This window comes from Flavobacterium sp. KH_001 (genome assembly GCF_057840745.1).
Map to the genome: position 1 here is coordinate 3428077 of NZ_CM174520.1, position 17300 is coordinate 3445376.

10 protein-coding genes are annotated in these 17300 nt (G+C 36.1%); all 10 read left to right on the plus strand.

Annotated features, from left to right (window positions below):
* Positions 1 to 331: 331 nt before the first annotated feature.
* A complete protein-coding gene (locus AC3ITQ_RS14850) occupies positions 332 to 3340 on the plus strand; it encodes a SusC/RagA family TonB-linked outer membrane protein (RefSeq protein WP_489234951.1) in 3009 nt (1002 codons plus the stop codon).
* A gap of 18 nt (positions 3341 to 3358) precedes the next feature.
* Positions 3359 to 4885: a RagB/SusD family nutrient uptake outer membrane protein gene (locus AC3ITQ_RS14855; RefSeq protein ID WP_489234952.1), complete on the plus strand. Its 1527-nt coding sequence runs from the start codon at positions 3359 to 3361 to the stop codon at positions 4883 to 4885.
* An 80-nt stretch (positions 4886 to 4965) separates the two neighbouring features.
* The gene (locus tag AC3ITQ_RS14860) at positions 4966 to 6138 is read left to right on the plus strand and encodes a glycoside hydrolase 5 family protein (protein WP_489234953.1); all 1173 of its coding nucleotides are present in this window, start codon (positions 4966 to 4968) and stop codon (positions 6136 to 6138) included.
* Between the two features lie 252 nt (positions 6139 to 6390).
* Complete coding sequence (locus AC3ITQ_RS14865) at positions 6391 to 7434, plus strand: glycoside hydrolase family 43 protein (RefSeq protein ID WP_489234954.1); 1044 nt, start codon at positions 6391 to 6393, stop codon at positions 7432 to 7434.
* A complete protein-coding gene (locus AC3ITQ_RS14870) occupies positions 7435 to 9186 on the plus strand; it encodes an exo-alpha-sialidase (RefSeq protein ID WP_489234955.1) in 1752 nt (583 codons plus the stop codon). It begins immediately after the preceding gene.
* A gap of 122 nt (positions 9187 to 9308) precedes the next feature.
* A complete protein-coding gene (locus AC3ITQ_RS14875; protein WP_489234956.1) occupies positions 9309 to 11123 on the plus strand; it encodes a glycoside hydrolase family 2 protein in 1815 nt (604 codons plus the stop codon).
* A gap of 220 nt (positions 11124 to 11343) precedes the next feature.
* Positions 11344 to 12372: a glycoside hydrolase family 43 protein gene (locus AC3ITQ_RS14880; protein ID WP_489234957.1), complete on the plus strand. Its 1029-nt coding sequence runs from the start codon at positions 11344 to 11346 to the stop codon at positions 12370 to 12372.
* 21 nt (positions 12373 to 12393) lie between these two features.
* Positions 12394 to 13569, plus strand: coding sequence for an aldose epimerase family protein (locus AC3ITQ_RS14885; protein WP_489234958.1), 1176 nt, complete (start codon positions 12394 to 12396; stop codon positions 13567 to 13569).
* A 76-nt stretch (positions 13570 to 13645) separates the two neighbouring features.
* On the plus strand, positions 13646 to 14623 hold the full coding sequence (locus AC3ITQ_RS14890) for a glycoside hydrolase family 43 protein (RefSeq protein ID WP_489234959.1): 978 nt from the start codon (positions 13646 to 13648) through the stop codon (positions 14621 to 14623).
* Positions 14624 to 14866: 243 nt separating this feature from the next.
* Positions 14867 to 17260: a TonB-dependent siderophore receptor gene (locus AC3ITQ_RS14895; RefSeq protein ID WP_489234960.1), complete on the plus strand. Its 2394-nt coding sequence runs from the start codon at positions 14867 to 14869 to the stop codon at positions 17258 to 17260.
* Positions 17261 to 17300: the final 40 nt, after the last annotated feature.

The following is a 17300-nucleotide window of genomic DNA, read 5'->3' on the forward strand; positions in this document are numbered from 1 at the left end:
TGCAAGAATTTTATTTTTAGTCAAAATTGATACAATTTGAATCATTTGAGAGAGATATTGACACAAATGAATCATTTTATTTTGAATTAAAATCATCTACTTTGAATTTTCAAATAAATCATATTGATAATTTTTAAGCAATAAAAATAAGCTATCAATAAAATAATGTTTGAAAAAATACATCATTAATAATTTAACAGAAAAATGAACCAATTCTTATTAAAGAACAATATTAATTATTTTTTTGTTCGCATCCCGGACGATTAAAATTTTTAATATGACTTTACAAAACCAACCAAAAAAATGAAAAACTATCTAAAATGAAAAATCAATGAAAACAAAGTTCACTCAAATTTTAAAGCAGAGATATTACCTCTTGTTTTTCTTTAGTTTATTATTACAGCAAACGTATGCGCAGGAGCAGGTTACGATCACAGGAACAGTTATTTCTGAAAATGGAGATCCGATTCCTTTTGCGAATGTTTTAATAAAAAACACAAAAAATGGTGTTGCCACCGACTTTGACGGAAAGTATTCTATTGCAGCCAAATCAAACCAAACCTTGATTTTTAGCTCACAAGGATACAAAACCATAGAAATAGCTATTAACAATCAAACTACTGTAAATGCTTCTTTAACTGAAGATGCAATGAAACTGGATGAGATTGTTGTTGTAGGTTATGGTTCACAGCAGAAAAAAGACCTTACAGGAGCAGTTTCGCTGGTAAAAGCAGACGAAATCACGAAAAGACAGGTTACAACTGTTGCTGACGGATTACAAGGTTTAGTTACAGGTGTAAAGGTTCGTGGTGGCGGGCGTCCCGGACAGGAAGCCAATATTGAAATTCGTGGTTTAAAAAATCTTCAGAGTTCTAATCCATTATATGTAATTGATGGTTTAGTGACAACGGCTAACAGAGATTTTAACCCTAACGATATTGAAAGTATTCAGGTTTTAAAAGATGCATCCGCGGCAGCCATTTATGGTTCAAGAGCGGCAAATGGTGTTATCATTATTACAACCAAAAAAGGTAAAAAAGGGCCACTTCAGGTTGAAGTTTCGGCGAAAACAAGTTTTACCACTATGCCAAGATATGATTTAATGGAAACAGAAGAGTTTGCAAAATACAATAATATGGCGTACGATAATGCTGGATTTACAAGACAAAACCTAAATATGGCAGTGAATACAGACTGGCAGGATGAAGTTTTTGAAACCGGAATGATTCAGGATTACAATGCCAGTTTTGCAGGCGGAGGAGAAAATTCTACTTTTTTCATGTCGGCTAACTATTTTGGAAATCAGGGAACTGTGGTGGGAACTGATTTTGACAGAATCTCTTTCCGCGTAAATTCAAGTGGTTCAAAAGGAATTTTCAGCATTGGAGAAAACTTAGCGATCAGTAATTCAAAAACTGATGAAATGTCTGGAAATCCAATTATTGACGTGTACAGATTAACGCCTACAATTCCGGTTTACGATCCTTCGAATCCTGGAGGATATGGTTACGGAAAGCAAGGTGTTGCAGATACATTCGGTACAAATCCCTTAGCAATTGCAGATTTTGCTAATACTACAAATGAAAATTTCAGAATTAGAGGAAATGTATGGTCAGAAATAAAATTCGCACCATGGTTGAAATACCGTTTCAATTTTGGATACGAAACCAGCGTTGATTCTTATGAATTTTTAAGAAAAGTTGGAAATTGGTCCTTAAACCAGCCGGTGGATCAATCCTACACAGATCAAAATAGAGGAAGATCACAAACAATGCTGTATGAAAACACATTGACTTTCAAGAAAGAATTTGGCAAACATGATATTACTATTTTGGCAGGTCAGACTTTTCAGAAAGATACTTATGACCAAATTTACGGGACAAAGAGAAATCTTCCAATAAATTCAGCAACAGGTGAATATTATACGGTTTTAAATCAAGGAAATTCGCCGGTAGTTGGAGGTTTTATAAATGAAGCAGCTTTGACTTCTTATTTAGGAAGATTAGAGTACAATTATGATAACCGTTATTTATTCAATGCTGTGATTAGACGTGACGGATCATCAAGATTCAGTGATGGCAATAAGTGGGGTAATTTCCCGTCGGTTTCTGCAGGATGGAGAATCAGCAATGAATCCTTTTTTAAATCAGAATTCATTAAGGACTTAAAAGTAAGAGCGAGTTACGGAGAATTAGGTTCCGGAAATATTAGAGAATATGAATCTAAAAGTTTTATTAATAATTTCGGACAGGTTGTTTTAGGAGACGGACAAACTTTATATCCTTCTGCAACTCAGGTAAAACTTGCCAATTCTCAATTGCGTTGGGAAAAATTAAAACAAACCAATGTGGGGTTAGATCTTGGTGTTTTAAATAATGATTTGCGTTTTACAGCAGATTATTTTATTGCCCGTACAGAAGATGTATTATTCGGTTTCCCAATTTTATTAACTACAGGAAATGATGGAGGAAACCCAATTTCTAATGCTGCAACTGTTGAAAATAAAGGTCTTGAGCTTGAATTGGCATACAGCAAAAAAATCAATGATTTCTCTTTTAATGCTTCTGTAAACTTCACAAAAGTAAACAACAAATTAGTTGCTTTAGGGAACGGTCAAAATGAAAACATTGTTGGAAACACAATGACCCGCAGCGGAAATCCGGTAGGAATGTGGTATGTACTGCAAACAGACGGCTTATTTCAATCTGCAGAAGAAATTCAGAATTATAAAAATGCAGACGGAAAAGTTATTATGCCAAATGCTTTGCCAGGAGATATTCGCTTTAAAGATGTTAATGGTGATGGAGAAATTACAACTGAAGACAAAGATATCGTTGGAAGTCCATGGCCGGAATTTGAAATGGGTTTAAACGCCGGAGCGGAGTATAAATCTTTTGATTTCTCTATGAACTGGATCGCTTCACACGGAGCTACAGTTTACAACGGATTTAGAAGTGTGGTAGATCGTTTTGATGACAATAGTAATTACAGAACAGGAATTCAGCCTTGGACACCTGAAAACCCAAATACTGATTTTCCTAGAATTACAAAAGGTTCAACTTTAAACTCAAGAGGAGATAGTGATCGTTTCTTGGAAAGCGGTGACTTTATCAGACTAAAATACGTTGGTTTTGGGTACAATTTGCCTGATAGCGTTTTACAAAAATCAGGAATTACCAGAGCAAGATTAACATTATCTGCACAAAACGTAATTACGATTTCTAAATACAAAGGATTGGATCCTGAGTTCAGCAACAGTAATATTTTTGAAAGAGGTGTTGATAATGGTGCTTTCCCGAACCTTCAGACCTATTCTTTTGGTGTTGAGTTTAGCTTTTAATTTTAAAAAAATAGCATAATGAAAAAAATAATAACAATAACCGTAGTTTTTTTAGGTCTCTTTTTCGCATCATCTTGTGAAAATGAATTAGACCTGAACAGCCAGACTGATATTGAAACAGAACAATATTGGAAAACTGAAAGTGATGCACAAGCCGGAGTCAACTCTATTTATGCCATGTTTTATAAAGATGGTTTATGGGCAAGATGGATGTATTTTCGTTTAGATTTAACTTCTGATGAAGGGTATAGTGTAAGCCCGTGGACAGAGTTGGCAGACTGGACCAGATTTAATTACATCAATTATAATTTTTGGGAAGGGAACAACGTAACCTGGAGAGATACGTATAAAGCCGTTTTTAGATGCAATCAGGTATTAGCTAATGTTCCGAATATTCCTTTTCAAAATGAAGATGATAAAAAGAAAATTTTAGCTCAGGCTAAGTTCTTCAGAGCATTACATTACTACTATGCTGCCATTCTTTGGGAAAATATTCCGTTGGTTTTAGAGCCTTCTACGCCAGCTGATTTACCGCAGCAAAGAAATGTAACAGAAGTTTGGGCTCAGGTCGAAAAAGATTTGAATGAAGCGTATGCAGATTTACCAAGAGACTGGGCAGGAGACCAGACCGGAAGACCGGACAAAGGAGCGGCAAAAGCTTTTCTTGCAAAAGTGTATATGCAACAGCACAAATGGACAGAAGCAAAAGCAGCTTTAGAATATCTAATTTCTGGTGATGGGGCTAAATACAGCTTAGTGTCGAACTACAGAGACAACTTTACAGATATTAATGAAAACAATAACGAATCTGTTTTTGAAATCCAGTTTGGAGATCAAAGAAAAGGAGGAACGGGTGAAGATCCAAATGCTGCAGTTTCAAGTAATCGTGCTCAGTTTTTTGCTCCAAGAAGTATTGGATGGTCTGACGGACAAGCTCGTTTTTGGTTGATCAATGCTTTCAAAGAGGAGCAAAATAAAGATGGTAATCTTGATATTCGTTTAAGATGGACCTTATATTACCCGGATTTATTGGCTGATTTTGGAGATAAAACCTATGGTAAAGATTGGGAATGGAACAATGATGAAGCCTGGTTTAGAAAAGGAAGTCGTGATTATTATAGAAATAATGAAGATTATTACAGCCAGGTGAATTACAGACTAATTCGTTATGCCGATGTTTTGTTACGTTATGCCGAAGTTTTAAACGAATTAGGAAATACTGCCGCTGCTTATCAATATGTTGATTTAGTTAGAGCGCGTGTAAACATGAATACTCTGGCTGCAGCTCATCCCGAAATAGGAAATGATCACGATAAGTTTTTAGAAAGATTAAAAATGGAAAGAGTTTTAGAATTAGCCGGCGAAAGTGTTCGTTGGGAAGATTTAAAACGTTGGGGCGATTTAGATACGCAGGCTTCTGTTGATAAAATTGCACTTCGTGATCCTGATTTCAAAAACTTTACAGTTGGTAAAAATCAAAGATTGCCAATTCCACAGGTTGACGTAGACAATAATCCAAATCTGGATCAACACCCGGAATATTAAACTATTTTTAAGGGAATCAGATCACTCAATCTGATTCCCTTATCATAAAAGAACGATTGTTCATAATACAAAAAGTGATAATGAGAAAAATAAAATTGTACCTAACGCTTACGTTAGCAGGGCTTTTATTGCTTAGCTGCAACAAAACAAAAAGCAATTCTGAAGAAAACAAAAACGAAACAGCCACAGTCGAAAAAAGAGAAATCTGGACCAAAGAACAGGCTAATAAATGGTACGCAGAACAGCCCTGGATGGTGGGTGCCAATTATTATCCGAGCACGGCCATCAATCAGTTAGAGATGTGGCAGGCCGACACTTTTGACGCAAAAAGAATTGATCAGGAATTAGGCTGGGCTGAGGGAATCGGAATGAATGTAATGCGTGTTTATCTTCATGATTTACTACACAAACAAGATGCCGAAGGACTTTACAAACGCATGGATACTTTTTTAGGAATTGCCGATAAACACCATATCAAAATACTATTTGTTTTGTTTGATTCGTGCTGGGATCCGTTTCCGGTTTTAGGAAAGCAACGTGCTCCAAAACCGCATACGCATAACTCAGGATGGGTTCAAAGTCCGGGACAAAAGGTATTACAGGATTCAAAAGAATATCCTCGCTTAGAGAAATATGTAAAAGAAACGATTTCTAAATTTAAAGACGATAAACGTATTTTGGGTTGGGATGTTTGGAATGAACCGGATAATATGACGGGACCTTCTTACGAAAAAGTTGAAATTAAAAACAAAGCCGATTTGGTTCTGCCTCTTCTAAAAGATGTTTTTGTGTGGGCGAGAGAAAGCAATCCGTCACAACCATTGACTTCGGGAGTTTGGGTTGGAGACTGGAGCGATGAAGCTAAAATGAAACCAATGCACAAAATGCAGATCGAACAATCTGATGTAGTTTCATTTCATAATTACAATACGCCTGCAGATTTCGAAAAAGTAATCAAACAATTGCAACGCTACGGAAAACCTTTGTTGTGTACAGAATATATGGCAAGACCAAACGGAAGCACATTTGCAGGTTTCTTACCAGTTGCCCGCAAGTATAATGTTGCTATGATCAATTGGGGATTGGTTGACGGAAAAACGCAAACCAAATACGCCTGGGACAGCTGGACAAAAACGTACACTGCAGAACCAGAAGTTTGGTTTCACGAAGTATTCCACACAGACGGAACGCCCTATATCAAAGCCGAAACAGATTTGATTAAAAAGATGACGGCTGAGGCGAATAAGAATTAGATAATGTGCCAATTAGATAATTATTTTTTGGAACGGATAAATAGCCACGAATTCACGAATTTTTTCTATTTATTGTACGCAATCATTCGTGAATTCGTGGCGAAAAAATCATTCTAATCCTTTTATCTGTGGCAAAGGAGAATTAGATAAGGCGTCAATTAGATAATTAGATAATGCAGCACAATCCTTGTAATAATTATCTAATTATCAAATTTTCTAATTGGCACATTTAAGAAACTAAAAACAATAAACATGATAAGACAACTTATTTTTCTAGGAATATTGTGGGTTGGAATTTCTGCGAAAGCGCAACAGCCAGATCCTCCGGGACAGGTGAAGGGAAATGAAAAACCTAAAAATGAAGCCTATCTTTTTGCACATATGACGCACAAAGATTACGGCAGATTGTATTATTCGGTTAGTTTAGATGGTTTGCATTGGGATAACTTAAATGATGGGAAAAGGGTTTTTGAAGAGTATAAAGGCCATCCGGATATCTGTAAAGGGCCTGATGGGAAATATTACATCGCAGGAAACACGGGTGACGATGCGAAAAGCATTAATATTTGGGTTTCGGATGATTTAATTACTTGGAAAAAACATTCAGATTATACACCTGATTTAAAAAGCACGCCTGATTATGCGAATGCTTTACAGCGAATTGGTGCGCCAAAACTGTATTACGATGCACCTTCAGGAAAGTTCATCATGACCTGGCATACACCGCATCTTGACGGAACAAAAGAAGATCCGGAGCGTTATTGGGCAAGTCAGCGAACTTTATATGTTTTGTCTAAAGATTTAAAAACTTTTGAAGGAACGCCAAAACGTTTATTCGATTGGGATATGGGAACGATTGATGTTTTCATCCGTAAAGTTGGTGATTCCTATTATGCTGTTATTAAAGATGAAACCTATCCAACTTTGTACTGGACAACTGGAAAAACGATTCGAATTGCGAAATCAAAATCACTTTTAGGACCTTATTCTTTGCCTCAACAATCTATCAGCCCAAATTTTAGAGAAGCACCAATGTTGATTCCGTCACCGGATGATAAAGCCTGGTACATGTATTACGAGCAATATCCGGGAGTTTCTTATGGATTATCAATCGCTGATAACCTAAACGGACCTTGGTTTCAAGCTTCAGGATATACTTTTTTTGCGGATTGGGACAAATACAGTTTTCCTGAAAAAGTGCGCCACGGTTGTATGGTCACCATCTCAAGAAATGAATATGACAGTCTGGTGCAGCAATTTGGCTTGACCAAAACAGAATCAAAACCTAAAAAGTAAATGAAAAATATAAATAGTTTTTTGCTGGGATTAATTTTTATTCCGTTGCTTTCCTGCAGTGATTCGTCAGGCGATCCAATTAAGGAAGAACCAATTGTTACGCCAATTGAATCCAAACCTGCAACAGAAGGCATCAGAATAGCCTGGGAATATGCATCTCTGACTCAAATTTCAGATAAAAACAGTTCAGACTATAATGGTTACGCCAGATTAATTCAATTAGACAGCAAAAAATTAATTTGTACTTATGAAGCCGGAGGGGCCATTTTGGTCAAAATCAGTAATGATTTAGGTGCAATCTGGAGTGCGCCAATTAAAGTGGTTTCAGGAACGGCTTCCGTAAATATGACAACGCCTGATATTTTGCAATTAAAAGACAACTCAATTTTGATTTGTTATAATCCGAGACCTATTGCAGATAATAGCGGAGCAAATTTTTCTATTAATACCATTAAAAGTATTGACGGAGGACTGACCTGGACGGATAATAAAATTGTGTATGAAGCGGCAGCAGAATTTGAAAACGGCTGCTGGGAACCTTCGGCATTACAAATTCCGAGTGGAGAAGTTCAGTTGTTTTTTTCTAATGAAAATGTATATAAAAATTCAAACGAGCAAAATATATCATTGCTTCGTTCTTCTGACAATGGTTCAACCTGGTCAGAAAGCCCTGAAATAGTAAGTTTTAGAACTGGAAAAAGAGACGGAATGCCATCGCCAATGCTGTTGAAAAATCAAAGTGAGATTGTATTTTCAATAGAAGATAACGGTACAAACAATCAATTTAAACCTTATATCATCCGAAATACACTTTCAGAAAACTGGAAACAAACGGTTGATGCCTCCAGCAATAATAGAAATTATGCTTTAGCAGAAGAAATAAATGTTGCTGCCTACGCAGGTGCACCTTATTTGGCTCAGCTAAGTACGGGAGAGGTTTTAATGTCCTACCAAGGAACTGAAAATAGAGCCACGAACGAACTGAATAATGCTGAAATGAAAGTCGTAATCGGAACGAATCAGGCCAAAAACTTTGACAGAAAATCAGTTCCATTTTTAATTGCTCCAGGGAAATCAGCTTTATGGAATAGCATTGAAGTTTTAGATGACGATACGGTTATTGCACTGACAACGACCAATCAGTTTGGAAATTCATCTCAGGTATGGATGATTAAAGGCCGTGTTTTACCCGAAATTAATGCTGTAAATGCAACAGCGGTAATTGATGGACAAAGCAATGAAGCCGAATGGAAGAAAACAGGTCCTGTTTTTATTGGCCAAAACGGAGCAACGCAACTGGAAGCAAATTTTAGTTATGATGCATTGTTTTTGTATGTTTTTGCAAAAGTGAAAGACAGCGAGGTTGTGAACGCAAACAGTATTGGCGAAAGCGATGGTTTTAATCTGTATTTAGATCCAAAGAATCAGAATTTAGTAGCACCAGGAAATTCAATTTTTAAATTAGAATTTGGACAAACAGCTGCATTTTCAATGTCTGAGGGCGAAAATAGTAAGTGGAAGAAATCAGATAAGATTCAGGGAATTGTTTCAACAACTGTAAAAACAGCTACGGGATATCAAATAGAAGCAAAGATTCCATGGAGTTTATTAGGAGGGATGCCTTCAAAACAAACAAGAATTGGCTGTAATGTAGAACTAAGAACAAAAGGCGGCACAAGTTATTTAGAAAGTATTTCGAGCAATATAGCTGAAAAACCGTATTCGTGGTCAAGCCTGAAATTGAATTATTAAGAATAAAGAATAGTGAAGTAAAATTCACGTAAAATTGGTTAGTTAAGTTAGTGTTTGGAATTACCAGGCTTTTGTGGAAATAGCCTGGTAATTTATTTAATGTCTAAAAAAGGAAAATTGTAATGAGAAATAAAACGATAATGCTGGTTGCCCTGTTTTTAGGATTTGCAGCAAATGCACAATGGAAACCACAAGGTGATAAAATCAAGACAAAATGGGCCCCTCAGGTTGATCCGAATAAAACTTTACCAGAATATCCCCGTCCGATTATGGAGCGCAGCCAATGGAAAAATCTGAATGGTTTATGGAATTACACCATTCAGGATTTTGGAAAAACGGCACCTTCAAAATATGATGGGCAAATTCTGGTTCCGTTTGCTGTAGAATCAAGCTTGTCTGGTGTTATGAAACAAGTGGGAGCAGAGAAAGAGCTTTGGTACGAAACTAATTTTTCAATTGAATCAAATTGGGAAGGCCAGAACATTCTTTTGCATTTTGGTGCTGTCGACTGGAAAACAGAAATCTTCATTAACGATATAAAAGTAGGTTCGCATACTGGCGGTTACACTCCGTTTTCATTTGATATTACGCCTTTTATCAAAAAAGGAAGTACCCAAAAAATGGTAGTAAAAGTTTGGGATCCTTCAAACGATGGGCCACAGCCACGAGGGAAACAAGTGAAAAATCCGGAAGGAATCTGGTACACGCCTGTTACCGGAATTTGGCAAACCGTTTGGATTGAACCGGTAAACGCTAAAAATATTACCAATCTAAGAACAACTCCTAATGTTGATCAAAACAGTATCAATATCAAAGCAGAAGTTGCCGGAGCAGAAACGGGCGATATTGTCGAAATTGCTGTTTTCGAAGGAGCTAAGGAAATCGCTAAAGAAAAAGCGGTTGTAGGGGAAAGTTTGGATATTGTTTTGAATAATCCAAAATTATGGTCCCCTGAAAGTCCGTTTTTGTATCAGACAAAAATCAGTTTAATTAGTAAAGATAAAGTGGCGGATGAAGTAAAAAGCTATTTTGCAATGCGAAAAATTTCATCCAAAAGAGATGAAAACGGTATTGTAAGAATGCAGCTGAATAACAAAGATTACTTTCAATTTGGTCCATTGGATCAAGGCTGGTGGCCTGATGGATTGTATACGGCACCAACAGATGAAGCTTTGAAATATGATATTATTAAAACAAAAGAATTAGGTTTTAATATGATTCGCAAGCACGTAAAAGTAGAGCCAGATCGTTGGTATACACATTGTGATCAATTGGGAATTTTGGTTTGGCAGGATATGCCAAGCGGAGACGATCAGCCGATTTGGCAAGACAGAAAGTATTTTGACGGAACTGAATTACAGCGTTCTGCAAAATCAGAAGAAATCTACAGAAAAGAATGGAGAGAGATTATGGATCATTTATATTCTTATCCGAGTATTGTAGTCTGGGTTCCGTTCAACGAAGCCTGGGGTCAATTTAAAACGGTCGAAATTACCGAATGGACAAAAAAACACGACCCAAGCCGATTGACAAACTCCTCTAGTGGAGGAAATCATTTTCAGACTGGAGATATCTTAGATTTACACCACTATCCTGGACCAGAAATGTATTTATATGATGCAAGAAGAGTAACTGTTTTAGGCGAATATGGTGGAATTGGTTTACCAATTGAAGGCCATTTATGGAGAGCCAATGACAATTGGGGATATGTAAAATTTAAAAATGAAAATGAGGTTACTACTGAATATATCAAATATGCCCAAGTCTTAAAAAACTTTGTGAAATCAGGATTTTCGGCGGCAGTTTATACACAAACAACCGATGTTGAAGGCGAAGTAAACGGATTTATGACGTATGACAGAAAAGTAGACAAGATGGACTTTAAAAAGGTTAATAAAATGAATACTGAGGTAATTAACGCCTTAAATAAAAAATAGGATTTTTTTAAACACATAGATACATAGGATTTAGTGTTGAAAAAAAGAAGGTAGAAGAAACTAGTTTCCACACATAGCATTAGTCAAAGTTTTAGACTGTGATAAAGCTTCCCGTTAAGCTATGTTTTTTTAAACAAGTGAAAAAGCCTTTTTCAGACAAAGAAAAACTATGTCCCTATGTGTTTAAAACAGGCCAAAAAATAAAAAATAAAAAATAAAAATGAAAAAGCACTTAATTCTCTTTTTGCTAATGATTGTTTCTGCTGGATATTCGCAGCAAAAAACATTCTCGAATCCACTTTTGCCTTCAGGAGCAGACCCTTACAGTACGTACTATAAAGGCTATTATTACTATACTAATACACTGGGAAACAGATTGGTTTTATGGAAAACCAAAGATTTATCTGATTTAAAAAATGCCGAAAGTAAAACAATTTGGGAAGCTCCAAAAGGAACCGATTATTCAGCAGAAATATGGGCGCCGGAGTTTCATATTATTAACGGAAAATGGTACGCTTATTTCGCCGCAGATAATGGCGATAACAACAACCATCGTATGTATGTTTTAGAAAATAAAGCATCAGATCCGTTTAAAGGAAAGTGGGAATTTAAAGGAAAAATTGCCGCAAAAACGGATAAATGGGCCATTGACGGAAATGTATTTGAATATAAAAAACAGCTGTACATGATTTGGGCAGGCTGGGAAGGCGACACAAACGGACAGCAGAATATTTACATCGCCAAGATGAAAAACCCGCTTGAAATCGAAGGGGATCGCGTTCTAATTTCTTCCCCAACACATGGGTGGGAAACGCACGGAGCACTGAATGATCCTGTTAATCCGCCTCAGGTAAATGTTAATGAAGGTCCGCAGTTTTTGCAAAATGGGGATAAAATTTTCATAGTGTTTTCGGCCAGCGGTTGTTGGACAGATTTCTATGCTTTGGGATTATTAAGTTTCAATGGCGGTGACAATTTATTAGACCCAAATGCCTGGAAAAAAGCCGATGAGCCAATTTTCAAGCAATCGGATAAAAACAAAGTATATGCACCTGGACATAATTCGTTTTTTAAATCTCCGGACGGAAAAGAAGACTGGATTTTATATCACGCCAATTCAAACCCGGGTGAAGGATGCGGGAACAAGAGATCGCCGAGAATGCAAAAAATCAGCTGGGATGCAAACGGATTTCCCGTTTTGGGAGAACCTGTAAGCGAAGAAACGCAATTGGCTATTCCATCAAAATAAAAACATTTTAAAATCATCAAAATGAAAAATATTCAAATAGCAGCAGTTGTTTTGCTGGCACTTTTTCAATTTAATTGTAAAGACAATAAAAAGGATGTTCAATCTTCAGAAACAACTTCTGAAGTAAAAACAGATTCGGTTAAAGCCGTTTTAGAAACTAAAAATTTCGACACCATAATTGATGGTAAAAAAGTCAATTTGTATTGGATCGAAAACAAAGGAATAAAAGCTGCTTTTACCAATTACGGAGGAAGGTTAATCGGACTTTGGATAGCAGATAAAAACGGGAAACAAACCGATGTTGTAGTGGGAATGAGCAGCGCAAAAGACTTTAAAACTTCGACTGAACCTTATTTTGGAGCAACCATCGGCCGAGTTGGAAATCGCATTGCAAAAGGAAAGTTCACTCTAGAAGGAAAACAATACCAGGTGCCTTTGAACAATGGTAAAAATGCTTTGCACGGCGGTGTAAAAGGTTTTCAGGATGTGGTTTGGGATGTCAATAAAACGAATGAAAACACTTTGGTTTTTAGTTATATTTCTCCAGACGGAGAGCAGGGTTTTCCTGGAAATTTAACGGTAAAAGTGACGTACACGCTTGAAGCGGATCAAACCATCAAAATGGAGTATGAAGCTACGACTGATAAAACGACTTTGGTGAATTTAACCAATCATGCCTTTTTTAATTTGAATGGAGAGGGAAGCGGTTCCATTTTGAATCACGAACTTCAGATTTATGCTAATGAATTTACACCAGTTGATGAAGGATTAATCCCGTCAGGCGAATTAAAACCTGTGAAAAACACTGTTTTTGATTTTACGTCAAAACATACCATTGGCGAAAGAATTGAAACGAAAGATGAACAATTGACGTTCGGAAAAGGCTATGATCATAATTATGTTTTAAACGGAACTAAGAAAAACGGACTGAATCATGCAGCCACAATTTCGGGAGATAAATCGGGAATCACGCTGGATATTTATACCGAAGAACCGGGTCTACAGTTTTACAGCGGGAATTTCATGCAGTCTAAAAACACTTTTAAATCGGGAGCCAAAGATGATTTTAGAACGGCTTTTGCCTTAGAGACCCAACATTTTCCAGATGCTCCAAATCAGCCAAAATTTGCGCCAATTGTTTTGAAACCGGGTCAAAAATACCATACGGTTTCGTTGTATCAGTTTTCTGTAAAGTGATTTTAATTAGATAATTAGAAAATGTGAGAATTAGAAAATGTTAGAATAATGTAATTTTATTTAATCAGATTTAAAAATGAAAAAAATAGTAAGCATGATAAGTTTGTTATGTGCTTTTGCTGCCTGTTCGCAGGAAAAAAGTACAGACAAACCAGCAGAAACGAAAGCAAATGCTATTTTATTGGCCGATCCAACTATATTTTATGATAACGGAACCTATTATTTATACGGAACTACCGGAGGAGAAACGCCATTAAACGGACAAGGATTTATGGTTTATAAATCATCCGATTTACAAAAATGGGAAGGGCCGGCAGGTGCTCAAAATGGACTGGCTTTAAAAAAAGGTGATGCTTTTGGTGACAAAGGTTTTTGGGCGCCACAGATTTTGAAGTATAACAATAAGTTTTACATGATTTATACGGCAAATGAAAATATTGCGATTGCCAGCAGTAATAGTCCGTTGGGGCCATTTAAGAATGAATCTCAAAAGCCAATTATTGAAACAGGAAATCAAATTGATCCGTTTATTTTTATTGATGAAGATGGAAAGAAATATTTGTATCACGTAAGATTGACAAAAGGAAACCGAATTTTTGTAGCCGAAATAAATGACGATCTTCAAAGCATTAAACCTGAAACTTTAACCGAATGTATTTCAGGAACCTTACCTTGGGAAAACACTCAAAATACAGACTGGCCCGTAACAGAAGGCCCAACGGTTTTAAAACACGATGGTTTATACTATTTGATTTATTCTGCAAATGATTTCAGAAATCCTGATTACGCTGTTGGTTATGCCACAAGTAAAAGTCCATTTGGTCCTTGGGAAAAGTCTGCTGACAGCCCAATTATTAGCAGGAAAAATGTAAAGCAGAATGGTATTGGCCACGGTGATATTTTTTGGGATAAAAACAATAAGATGCATTATGTTTTGCATACTCATTTTAATGAAAGTACTGTTGCGCCAAGAAAAACAGGAATTATTTCAATTGATTTTGATGGAAAAACTTTAAAAGCAGATTCTGGTAGTTTTGTCTTTTTTGAAAAGTAAATAAAAATTTAGTTCTGTTAATTTAACTTAAATTTTTAGATACTTATTGTTGCAATTATGTAGAATGAAAAATATTTAATGAAAGGCTGTTTCTTTTGAAACAGCCTTTTTTATTGGTTATCAGTTACTTGTGTTTTTGTTGTAAGGAAATAAATTCTTTTCTTATTTAGAATAAGTAAAAATAATTTGGATAACACAACTTTAGAACTTATTTTTGCACCATAAATTTAACACCTATTCAAAATGAATATAAATACTATCAAAAAAGTCTTCTTTTATATGCTGTTTTTGAGCTCATTAAGTATGATGAGTCAGGAATTAGGAAAAGTAACTGGGAAAGTTTCTTTAAGTGGAAATATCCCTGCAGAAAATATTGCAGTTGCTCTTAAAGGAACTAAATATACTGCTGTTACCAATTCGTATGGACAATATGAGATTAAGAATGTAAAGCCAGGCAGTTATGTAATTAGCATTCGTGCTGTCGGAATTCAGCCAGTTGAAGACAATATTGTAGTGAAATCGAAACAAACTACAAATAAAAGCTTCTCACTTTCTGAAAGCCAGGAAGACCTTGAAGAAGTTGTTATTACAAAAAACAAATACAAGCAAGATAAACCTTCTTTATCTCTGCGTTTACAGACACCTGTTTTAGAGATTCCGCAAAACATACAAATTATTAGCGGTCAGACCTTAAAAGATCAGCAAATTACAAGTATGAGTGATGGTGTAATCCGTAACGTGAGTGGTGCTGTGCGCTTAGAGCACTGGGGTGATTTGTATACTAATATAACAATGCGTGGTTCTCAAATTCAGGCTTTTCGTAACGGATTTAATGTGGTTTCTTCTTTTTGGGGACCATTAACAGAAGATATGAGTTTTGTAGATCATATCGAATTCGTAAAAGGACCTGCAGGATTCATGCTTTCAAGCGGAGATCCAAGCGGGCTTTATAATGTGGTGACAAAAAAACCAACAGGAATGACAAAAGGTGAAGTTTCTGTACTTGGTGGAAGTTATGACTTTTACAGAGTTAGTATTGATCTTGACGGTAAATTGGATAAAAAAGGAAAATTATTATACAGATTCAATGGTGCCGCACAGAATAAAGGTTCTCACCGTGCTTATGAGCATAATAATCGTTATGTAATCGCTCCTGTTATTACATACCAGGTCGATGATAAAACAAAATTGACTGCTGAATATAATTTTCAGTATGCAAATATGACTGAGGTAGGTTCTTATTATGTTTTTGGACCAGAGTCTGATGGGTATGCAACTCTACCTGTAGGATTTACAATGACGCAGCCAGGTTTGCCTGATACTAATATTCAGGATCACAGTGGATATTTGATGTTTGAACACAAGTTTGATGATAACTGGAAATTGACTGCACAGACTTCTTATTTTAAATACCTTCAACAAGGATATAGTTCATGGCCAAGTTTAGTTGGATCTGATGACAATACACTTGGTAAAGGAAATATTATTAGAAACGTTGGTATTTGGGATGCCGAAAGTAATATGTATTTGGGACAAATATTTGTGAACGGAAAATTCAATACAGGTACTGTTACTCACAAAATACTAAGTGGAGTAGATTTAGGAAGCAAAGATTATATGGCCGATTGGGGACAATCTCATAATCTTGATACAGCTGCTAATCCATTCAATGTTTATAACCCAAATTATGGAACACCATCTAATGGTTTTCCTGCTTTTGACCACGAAACACCTCTTAGTCAGAGAGCTGGCGGACTTTATGGTTCGGAATATGCAGCTGGATATATTCAGGACGAACTTGGTTTCTTTCAAAATAAATTAAGATTGACACTTGCTGCAAGATACACATGGATTAGCCAGTCCAGCAGCTATGAGGATACAAAGTCAGACAGTCATATTACACCACGTGTAGGGGTAAGTTATTCTATAACTGATAGTTTTGCAGTATACGGATTGTATGATCAGGCCTTTTTACCACAGACAGGTAATGTTAAAGAAGGAGAAGAAATCAAACCTTTGACAGGGAATAATATTGAATTTGGTATTAAAAAAGACTGGTTTGACGGTTCATGGAATACATCTTTATCTGTGTACAATATTTTAAAGAAAAACGAACTCACAACAGATCCTTTGAGTAATCCAAGTAAGCCAGTTAGTGTCGTATTAGGTGAAAAAAGAGCTCAGGGAGCTGAATTTGATGTGAGAGGAAAAATCTTTGAAGGTTTAAATCTTATTGCAAACTACGCTTTTACTGAATCTATTGTTCTTGAATCAAATGTTACAACTATTAAAGAAGGTTCTGTTGTCCCTGGATACGCAAAACATACAGCAAATGCATGGTTAAACTATACTGTTCAAAGTGGTAAAATTAAAGGATTTGGAGTTTCTTTAGGAGGAACTTTCCTTGATGGCCGTCAAACAGATACCTGGAGTGAAGGGCTTCAAAAATTACCATCTTACTTTAAATTAGACGGAGGTTTATCTTATGAAACAGGAAAAGTAAAAGTTACGGCGAATGTTTTCAATATTTTGGATAAATACCTTTACAGTGGTTCTTATTATGAGTGGCTTTCTGCTTATTACTGGCAGACAGAAGCACCAAGAAACTTCAGAGTTGGGGTTACTTATAAATTCTAATTTTTAGAAAAGATTAAAAACAAAAACATCCGCAAATAGC

Excerpts from the sequence above, each read along its gene's own strand:
- AC3ITQ_RS14870 (WP_489234955.1), top strand. The coding sequence starts at position 7,435 with ATGAAAAATATAAATAGTTTTTTGCTGGGATTAATTTTTATTCCGTTG.
- AC3ITQ_RS14880 (WP_489234957.1), top strand. The coding sequence starts at position 11,344 with ATGAAAAAGCACTTAATTCTCTTTTTGCTAATGATTGTTTCTGCTGGA.
- AC3ITQ_RS14890 (WP_489234959.1), top strand. The coding sequence starts at position 13,646 with ATGAAAAAAATAGTAAGCATGATAAGTTTGTTATGTGCTTTTGCTGCC.
- AC3ITQ_RS14885 (WP_489234958.1), top strand. The coding sequence starts at position 12,394 with ATGAAAAATATTCAAATAGCAGCAGTTGTTTTGCTGGCACTTTTTCAA.
- AC3ITQ_RS14895 (WP_489234960.1), top strand. The coding sequence starts at position 14,867 with ATGAATATAAATACTATCAAAAAAGTCTTCTTTTATATGCTGTTTTTG.
- AC3ITQ_RS14860 (WP_489234953.1), top strand. The coding sequence starts at position 4,966 with ATGAGAAAAATAAAATTGTACCTAACGCTTACGTTAGCAGGGCTTTTA.
- AC3ITQ_RS14865 (WP_489234954.1), top strand. The coding sequence starts at position 6,391 with ATGATAAGACAACTTATTTTTCTAGGAATATTGTGGGTTGGAATTTCT.
- AC3ITQ_RS14850 (WP_489234951.1), top strand. The coding sequence starts at position 332 with ATGAAAACAAAGTTCACTCAAATTTTAAAGCAGAGATATTACCTCTTG.
- AC3ITQ_RS14855 (WP_489234952.1), top strand. The coding sequence starts at position 3,359 with ATGAAAAAAATAATAACAATAACCGTAGTTTTTTTAGGTCTCTTTTTC.
- AC3ITQ_RS14875 (WP_489234956.1), top strand. The coding sequence starts at position 9,309 with ATGAGAAATAAAACGATAATGCTGGTTGCCCTGTTTTTAGGATTTGCA.